An 8273-nucleotide genomic window follows, 5' to 3' on the forward strand; every position below is an offset into this window, starting at 1 on the left:
ATCTCGTACGACGTCTCCGGCTCCAGGCCGGTGAGCGTGGCCGACGTCGACGTGGAGGTCGTCGCGGCCTCGCCGTCGACCAGCACGCCGTAGCTCGTGACCCGCGTGTCGTCCGTCGACGCCGACCAGGTCACCTGCACGCTCGTGCCGTCCGCGGTGGCGGTCACGCCCTGCGGCACGCTCGGCGCGGTGGTGTCGGGGTCCGGGTCCGGGTCCGGGCCGGGGTCGGTGCCGCCGTCGCCGATCGCCGGGTAGGCGTTGGTCACGAGCATCTGGAACTGGCTCTCGAACCACTTGCCGGACAGCGGCGCGTCCGGGAGCGCGCCGGTGAGGAGGCCGCCCAGCTTGGGCGAGTTGAACGTCGGGTCGCACATCCGGTCGAAGTGCTTGCCCTCGTCGTTCGGGATCTCCTCCGAGGACCCGTCCGACTCGCCCGGGGGCTTCACCCACACGAAGGCGTCGAGGTGCGACTCGGGGTAGCCGGCGGGCGTGGCCTGGGGCCGCTCGCCGATGCCCGCGCCGGACGGGTTGCACCAGGCGCCGCGGTGGTTGCGGCGGTCGACCCGGGACTCGTCGACGTAGGTGTTGAGGTCGCCCGACGTGCTCTCGGCGGCGGGCCGGTCGGGGCCGCCCCAGCCGTTGCGGGAGGTGTCGATGAGCATGCCGATCGAGGCGGGGAAGCCCTCGGCGACGAGCAGGTCGTACAGGTGGGCGGTCCAGTCCGTCTCGTCGAAGTCGGCGTTCCACTCGTAGAACTCCGCCTGGCGCACGAACCCGCCGCTGCCGAAGTTCCCGTCCTCGAGGAACGGCTCCGCCAGGGGCGTCGAGTTCGCCGTGTTGGTGACGAATCCGGCCACGGAGTCGAAGCCCGCCTCGGTGCTGCCCACGACGTCGGCGAAGAGCTGGGCTGCGGGCTGCGCGTTGTTCGGCCAGCCGAGCCAGCCGGCGTGCGCGGCGTCGATGTAGCTGTACACGTTGCCCACGTCGTGCAGGCGGTCGAGCGCGTAGGCGACGCCCTCGCGGTAGTACGGCGCGGCCTGCTGGCACAGCGGCTCGCTGCTGTTGGTGACGAGGTTCGGCAGCGAGTCGGGCTCGACGGTCGCCACGATCCGCAGGTCCTCGTACGCCGGGTCGTCGAGGACGTCGACGATGGCGTCGATGTACTCGGTCTCGTAGCGCTCCATGCCCTCGTCCGTCGCGGGCAGCTCGCCGTTCGAGGCCAGGGCGTAGCAGTCGCGCCCGGGCAGGTCGTAGATGACGACGTTGAAGACCAGCGGGGTGTCGCCCTGCTTCTGCGCGAGCGCCGCGTCGAGGTGCGTCCGCAGGCCGGGGCCGTCGGCGTTGCCCTCGATGGCGCTGATCCGGTCCATCCAGACGGACGTCGGCTCGTTCGCGATGGCGCGCATCGAGTCGCCGAGGGCTCCGCCGGCACGCTCCGCGGCGGCCGTGACGTTGTCGGACCAGTACGCGTTGACGTACTGGTCCGCGCCCGCGAAGGGGTTGTCGACGCGGGGTTCGGCCGCGCCCGCCGAGGTGGCGGCCGTCAGCGGCGCTGCCACGAGCGCGGCGACGGCGGCGGTCGTGGCGGTGGCACGGCCGTGTGGCAGTCTCCGTTGCCGTCCCCGTTGCGGCGCGCCCTTGCGCCGTTCCCAAGCTGATCGCACAGGAGCCTCCTGGATCGTCAGGTGCCCGGGCCGTCGTGGCGGCGCAACCGCCCCGGGACGCCGGGCGTCGGGCCGTCGGCGCCGACGACCCCAACCTGGCAACGGCCGGCGCCACGGGACAGGGCGCGAAACGTTTAGGCCGGGGCGGGCGCCGTGGAGCCCCGGATGACGAGCCGGGCGACGGGGACCGTGGTACCGGCTCGTCCGTCGTGGTCGTCGGTGGTCGTCGGCTCCCCGCCACCCAGCAGGGGCCGCACGGCGGCGGCGGCCGCGGCACCGAGCTCCTCCCACGGGCGGGCGACCGCAGTCGCGGCGGGATGCACCAGGCGACAGACCGCGGAGTCCTCGAGCACCAGCACGGACAGGTCCCACGGCACGCTCAGGCCGCGCTGCCTGGCCGTCTCGAGCACGGCGAGCAGCGCGACGTCGCCGTCGGCGACGACGGCCGTGGGGCGGTCCTCGGTGGCGAGCAGCCGCGCGGCGCCGGCCGCGGCGTCCTCGATGGTGCGGTACTCGACCCGCTCGACCGTGACCGCGACGCGCGAGCGGAGGCCCGCGTGCGCCTCGTCGAGGGCGTCGAGCGCGTCGAGCAGGGCGGCCGACCGGTCCTCGTGGGCGTCCCGCGCGAGGAGCGCGACCCGGGCGTGCCCGAGCTCGCGCAGGTAGCGCGCGGTGCGCTCGTCGGCGTCCCCGGCGAACCAGACCGCGCCCGCCGCGGCGCACGGCCCCGCCGCGCGCGACGGCGCGAGCGGCACGAGGGGGACGCCGCCGTGACGGGCGGCGCGGGCACGCGGGTCGTCGCGCGTGAGCCCCGCGACGACGAACGCGGCGTGGCGCCGCTCCGTCCACGCGTGCTCGAGGTCCCGGGCCGCGGCGTCCCGGTCGGGCGCCACGTCGACGACGACGTCGGTGGCGGGCGCGCCGTCGCCCACCTGGAGCGCCGACCGCAGGCCGAGGGCGACGGCGGTGGCCCGCGCGGCGTCCGCCGGGCCGACGGCCTGGACGGAGACGCTGTGGGGCGCGGAGCGCAGCGAGCGCGCGGCGGCGCTCGGGCGCCAGCCCAGGTCCGCGGCGGTGCGCAGCACGTGGCGCCGGGTGCGGTCGGACACCCCCGGGCGCCCGTTGAGGGCGTAGGAGACGACGGCGATCGAGACGCCCGCGGCGCGCGCGACGTCGGTGATGGTGATGCGTCGGGCGCCGACGGCGGGCACGGGCCCGGTGCGGCTTGGCGTGGTCACGCTCCCACACTGTGCCGGGAATCGGTGCAGAATGCACCCGGGAACGTGCGCGGTACTCGACGGCGAGGACGGTGGTACGGATGACGACGGTCGGTGCTCAGGGAAGGGGCCCCGTCGGCGGCCCGCGGACGATCGGGGTGGTCAGCCCCGTGCTCGGGGGGTACTACTTCGGGCGGGCGCTGGCGGGTGCGGCCCGGGTGCTGCGCGCCGGGCGTCACCGGGTGGTGGCGCTGCAGACCTACCCGGCGGACCTGGACCGGGCCGAGTTCCCGGCGGTGCCGCGCCGGCGCACGCTGGTCGGCGGGTCGCGGTGCGACGGACTCATCGTCGTGACGAGCGCGCTCGAGGACGACACGCTGCGCGACATCCACGACGCCGGCACGCCCCTGGTGCTCGTCGGGGTCGGCCCGGTGGAGGGGGTCTCGGCCCCGAGCCTCGGTCCGGACAACTCCGGCGCGGCGCGGGCCGTCGTCGACCACCTCGTCGCGCACGGCCACCGGCGCATCGGCTTCCTCGGCGCCGCGGACCAGACCGACACGCGCGAGCGGTACGACGCGTACCGCGACGCGCTCCTGGCGCACGGCATCGAACCCCGGGCCGAGTGGCTCTACCGCACCCGCGACAACCAGGAGGCCGGGGCGCAGGTCGTCGCGCGGCGCCTGGTGGAGGCGGGCGACGGGACGCTGCCGACGACGGCCACCCTCGCCGCCACCGACCGGAACGCCGTCGGGTTCATGCGCGGGCTGCGCGCCCAGGGCCTGCCGCTCCCGGAGGCGCAGGCCGTGGTCGGGATCGACCACTCCGACCTCGGGGCGCGGATCCGCCCGCGGCTGTCGACCGTGGACCTGCTGCACGACGCGGTCGGTGAGCGCGCCGCCCAGCTCGTGCTGGCGATGATCGCCGGCGAGCGGGTGACGGGGGAGCACCGCCTCGGGCGTTCGGCGCTGGTGCTGCGCGAGTCCTGCGGCTGCGAGGCGGGCGCGCGGGGGCACGTCGTCGTGACGGGGCGGAGCGGCTGCCCGGAGCCCGACGGGCGTGCGGACCTGCCGTCCGGCACCTTCGACCGCGCGTCCGTCTCCGCGCCCGGCACGTCGTCCGGCCCGACGGCGGGCGCGGACCCGGGCCTGGACGACGTGGCTCCCGTGGTGCTCGCGCGCGAGCACGGCCGGGACGTGTGGGTCGCCGCCGTGCGGCAGGTCCTGGCCGCGGCGGCGGACCGCGGGCTGCGTGCCCCGGCGCCGGCGCTGCGCGCGCTCGCCGACGCGACGGCCCGGCTGCGCCCGTCGCCCGACGCGCTCGAGCAGCTGGTGCCCGCGCTGCACGTCGAGGCGGCGAGGACCGTCCGGAGCCACCGGCGCGCGGCCGCGCGCCGCCTCTCGGGTCAGGGCGGGGCGGAGGCCGCGCGGAGCGGGACGGCGCTCGGGCCGGCCGCCCGCCGGACGGCGCTGGAGACGACCGTGCGCGACGTCGTGGTCGCGCTGGCGCGCGGGACGGTCGCGGGCACCCTGGGCCGGGCCGGGCGGCTCGAGCGCGAGCTGGCCGAGCAGTACGAGGTGGACCTCGAGATGATGCGGGCGGACGGCGACGCCCTGCGCAGCCTCGACTGGCTGCCGCGCGGCCACGGCGGGGTGGCGGCGCTCGCGCTCTGGGTCGACGACGCCGACGTCCCGGGCGGGCGGGCGCTGCAGGTGGTGGGCGCGCGCGGGGGCGCGACCGGCCCGCGACGGCTGGTCGGGGCGACGTACCCGCCCCAGGAGTTCCCTCCGCCCGAGCTCGTGGACCCGGCGTCGCCGACCGTCGTCGTGCCCGTGGGCTTCGGCAGCTCGGACCGGGGCGTGCTCGTGGTGAGCGGGCTCGTCGACACCCGCGCCACGAGCACGCGGGCGCGCTACAACCACTGGGCGGCCATGCTCGGCGTGGCCCTCGACGCGGAGGACACCCTCAGCGCCCTGCAGGCCCAGCGCCGGGAGCTGGCGGAGGCCGCGGAGCGCGAGCGGGTGCTGGCGCTCGAGGTCGCCGCCGGGCACGAGCGGACCGCGCTGGTGTCCATCGCGTCCCACGACGGCACCTGGGACTGGGACGTCGAGGCGGGCCGCGTGCGCTACTCCGACGCGTGGGCCCGCATCGTGGGGTGCGACCCGGCCGGCGTCGGCGACGACCCGCAGGAGTGGCTGGGTCGCGTGCACCCCGACGACGTCCGCCGCGTGCAGTCCGCGGTGGCCGCGCAGCTGTCCGGGTCGCACCAGCCGCTGGACGTCGAGCACCGGATCCGCGTCGCCGACGGTCGCCACGTCACGGTGCGCTGCCGCGCCGTCACGGTGCACGACGCCGGGGGCCGCGCCGCGCGCATGGTCGGGGCGATGGCCGTGGTCTCGGAGGTGACCCTGTTCCGCAGCGAGCTGCGCGAGCGGGTGCTGGTCGACCCCGGCACCGGGCTCGTGGCCCGCGAGCTGTTCGTCGACCGGCTCGAGCGGGCGATCTCCCGCGCCCGCCGGGTCGGGGCGTACGGCTGGCAGGTCCTCGGCGTCGGGTTCCCCGCGCCGCCGACCGCCCTGGCGCTGCGCCGCCTGCACGGCGAGCTGGAGCCCGACGACTGCGCGTACGGGCCGGCGCCGCGCGACGTCGTCGTGCTGCTCGACGGCGCGGACGCCGTCGCGGCCCGGGATCGCCTCGCCCGGCTGCGGGCGGTGCTCGGGGCGCAGGCCGTCGTCGAGCACGCCGCGGGCACGAGCCACCCCGAGCCCGCCCACGACGACGGGTCCGCGGGCGGCGGCGACGCCATCGAGGTGCTGCGGCGGGCGGGCGACCGGCTGGCGCGCCGTCGCGCGGCCCCGACCGCCCGGCGCGCCTGAGCGTCACCTGAAACGTTTCCGTGCGTTGCCGGGGCCGTGGAGCCGCGACGAGCCTCGGGGGTGCTCGACGCCCCCGTCGCCGCCGGCGGACCGCGGGGCGGGGCGAGCCTCCCGACGATGAGAGGTGCACGCACGATGTCACGCACGTCACGCACGTCACGCACACCCGCACCACAGCCACGCGCCGCCCGATCACGTCCGGCCCGATCACGCCCCGGCGGGCGGCCGCGACGCGTCGTGGCCGCGGGCGCCGCGCTCGCGGCGCTGGCCGCGCTCGCCGCCGCCGGCCCGACCGCGGCGGCGCTCGGCGCGCCCGGTGCCTCCGGGCCGGCCGCCGCGGCGGCGGCCCCGGCCGAGCGCACCCTGCTCGTCGACGGCGAGTACACGCAGCGGTTCCTGGAGCTCTACGACAAGATCCACGACCCGGCCAACGGCTACTTCTCGCCGCAGGGCATCCCGTACCACGCGGTCGAGACGCTCATGGTCGAGGCCCCCGACTACGGGCACGAGACCACGAGCGAGGCGTACTCGTTCTGGTTGTGGCTGGAGACGTCCTACGGGCAGGTGACCGGCGACTGGGAACCGTTCAACCACGCCTGGGACACGCTCGAGCAGTACATGATCCCGACCACGGAGAACCAGCCGACCAACGCGGCGTACGACCCGGCCAAGCCCGCGACCTACGCCCCGGAGTTCGACCACCCGAGCCGGTACCCCTCCCCGCTCGACACGGGCGTGTCGGTCGGGCGCGACCCGATCGGCGCGGAGCTCGAGTCCACCTACGGCACCCCCGAGGTGTACGGGATGCACTGGCTCGCCGACGTCGACAACGTGTACGGCTTCGGCGCGGCGCCCGGCTCGTCCGAGCTGCTGGGGCCGGACCACGAGGGCACGTCGTACATCAACACCTTCCAGCGCGGGCCGCAGGAGTCGGTGTGGGAGACGGTGCCGCAGCCGTCGATCGACGACTTCTCCTACGGCGGCGAGAACGGCTACCTCGACCTGTTCACGGGCGACGCGTCGTATGCGGAGCAGTGGAAGTACACCAACGCGCCCGACGCCGACGCCCGCGCCGTCGAGGCCGCCTACTGGGCCAACAAGTTCGCCGCCGAGCAGGGGCAGCCCGAGGCCGTGGCCGACACGGTGGGCAAGGCGTCCAAGATGGGCGACTACCTGCGCTACGCCCTGTTCGACAAGTACTTCAAGACGCCGGGCTGCGAGTCCACGACGTGCCCCGCGGGCACCGGCCGCGACAGCGCGCACTACCTGCTGTCCTGGTACTACGCCTGGGGCGGCGCGCTCGACACGGCCTCGCCGTGGGCGTGGCGCATCGGCTCCAGCCACGCGCACTTCGGGTACCAGAACCCGATGGCGGCGTGGGCGCTGTCGAACGACCCGGACCTCGAGCCCGCGTCGCCGACCGCGTCCGACGACTGGGCCACCAGCCTCGACCGCCAGCTCGAGCTGTTCCAGTGGCTCCAGGCGCCCGAGGGCGGCATCGCCGGCGGCGCGACCAACAGCTGGGAGGGGCACTACGCCGACCGGCCCGACGACGTCGCGACCTTCTACGGCATGGCGTACCAGGAGGCGCCGGTCTACCACGACCCGCCCTCCAACCAGTGGATGGGCATGCAGGGCTGGGGCGTGGAGCGCATCGCGCAGCTGTACGAGGAGACGGGCGACGCGCGCGCCGGGGCCGTGCTCGACAAGTGGGTGCCGTGGGTGATCGACCACATCACCGTCACCGACGACTCGTGGCAGATCCCGTCGAACCTCGCCTGGTCGGGCCAGCCCGACGACTGGGACGCCGCGGACCCCGGCGACAACGCCGGCCTCTCCGTCGAGGTCACCGGCTACGGGCAGGACGTCGGCGTCGCCGGCGCGCTCGCCCGGTCGCTCATGTACTACGCGGCCGGTGGCGAGGGGGAGCAGCACGCGCAGGCCCAGCAGGTCGCGCACGACCTGCTGGACGCGATCTGGACCCAGAACAGCGACCCGCTCGGCGTCGCCACGACGGAGACGCGCGCCGACTACTCCCGGTTCGACGACGTGCTCACCTCCGCGGACGGCGACGGCGTGTACGTGCCGGAGGGCTGGACCGGCACCATGCCGAACGGCGACGAGATCGGGGCGGGCGCCTCGTTCCTCGACCTGCGGTCGTTCTACACCGACGACCCGCAGTGGCAGAAGGTGCAGGACCACCTCGACGGCGGGCCCGCGCCCGAGTTCACCTACCACCGGTTCTGGGCGCAGACGGCGGTCGCGACCGCGCTCGCGGACTACGACCGGTTGTTCGGCGAGGACGTCCCGACGGACGACACCACCGCGCCGAGCGTGCCGCAGGGCGTGACCGCCACCGCGGACGGCACGAGCGTGCAGGTGACCTGGTCGGCGTCGACCGACGACACCCGGGTCACCGGGTACCAGGTCAGCCGGGACGGCGAGGTCGTCGGTTCCGTGGGCGCCGCGGCGACGTCGTTCGTCGACGAAGGGCTCGAGCCGGAGACCGCGTACTCGTA

Annotated in this window: 4 protein-coding genes; 2 read left to right on the plus strand and 2 right to left on the minus strand. The window is 75.9% G+C overall.

The window, feature by feature from the left end; genetic code table 11:
* Both ACFQ80_RS22130 and ACFQ80_RS22135 read right to left on the minus strand, forming a co-directional pair.
* Window positions 1-1559: glycoside hydrolase family 6 protein (locus ACFQ80_RS22130; protein WP_430565156.1), on the minus strand; the 1559-nt coding region annotated here is incomplete at its 3' end.
* Between the two features lie 239 nt (window positions 1560-1798).
* Window positions 1799-2902 (minus strand): LacI family DNA-binding transcriptional regulator, encoded by a 1104-nt coding sequence (locus ACFQ80_RS22135; RefSeq protein WP_430565157.1) that lies wholly within the window; start codon window positions 2900-2902, stop codon window positions 1799-1801.
* Between the two features lie 80 nt (window positions 2903-2982).
* On the opposite strand from ACFQ80_RS22135, the gene ACFQ80_RS22140 reads away from it, so the two are divergent.
* Together ACFQ80_RS22140 and ACFQ80_RS22145 are read left to right on the plus strand one after the other, a co-directional pair.
* The gene (locus ACFQ80_RS22140) at window positions 2983-5754 is read left to right on the plus strand and encodes a substrate-binding domain-containing protein (RefSeq protein ID WP_430565158.1); all 2772 of its coding nucleotides are present in this window, start codon (window positions 2983-2985) and stop codon (window positions 5752-5754) included.
* 237 nt (window positions 5755-5991) lie between these two features.
* Window positions 5992-8273: glycoside hydrolase family 48 protein (locus ACFQ80_RS22145; protein ID WP_430565159.1), on the plus strand; the 2282-nt coding region annotated here is incomplete at its 3' end.

Source organism: Isoptericola sp. NPDC056578, from assembly GCF_042793275.1.
Taxonomy (GTDB): Bacteria; Actinomycetota; Actinomycetes; order Actinomycetales; family Cellulomonadaceae; genus Isoptericola.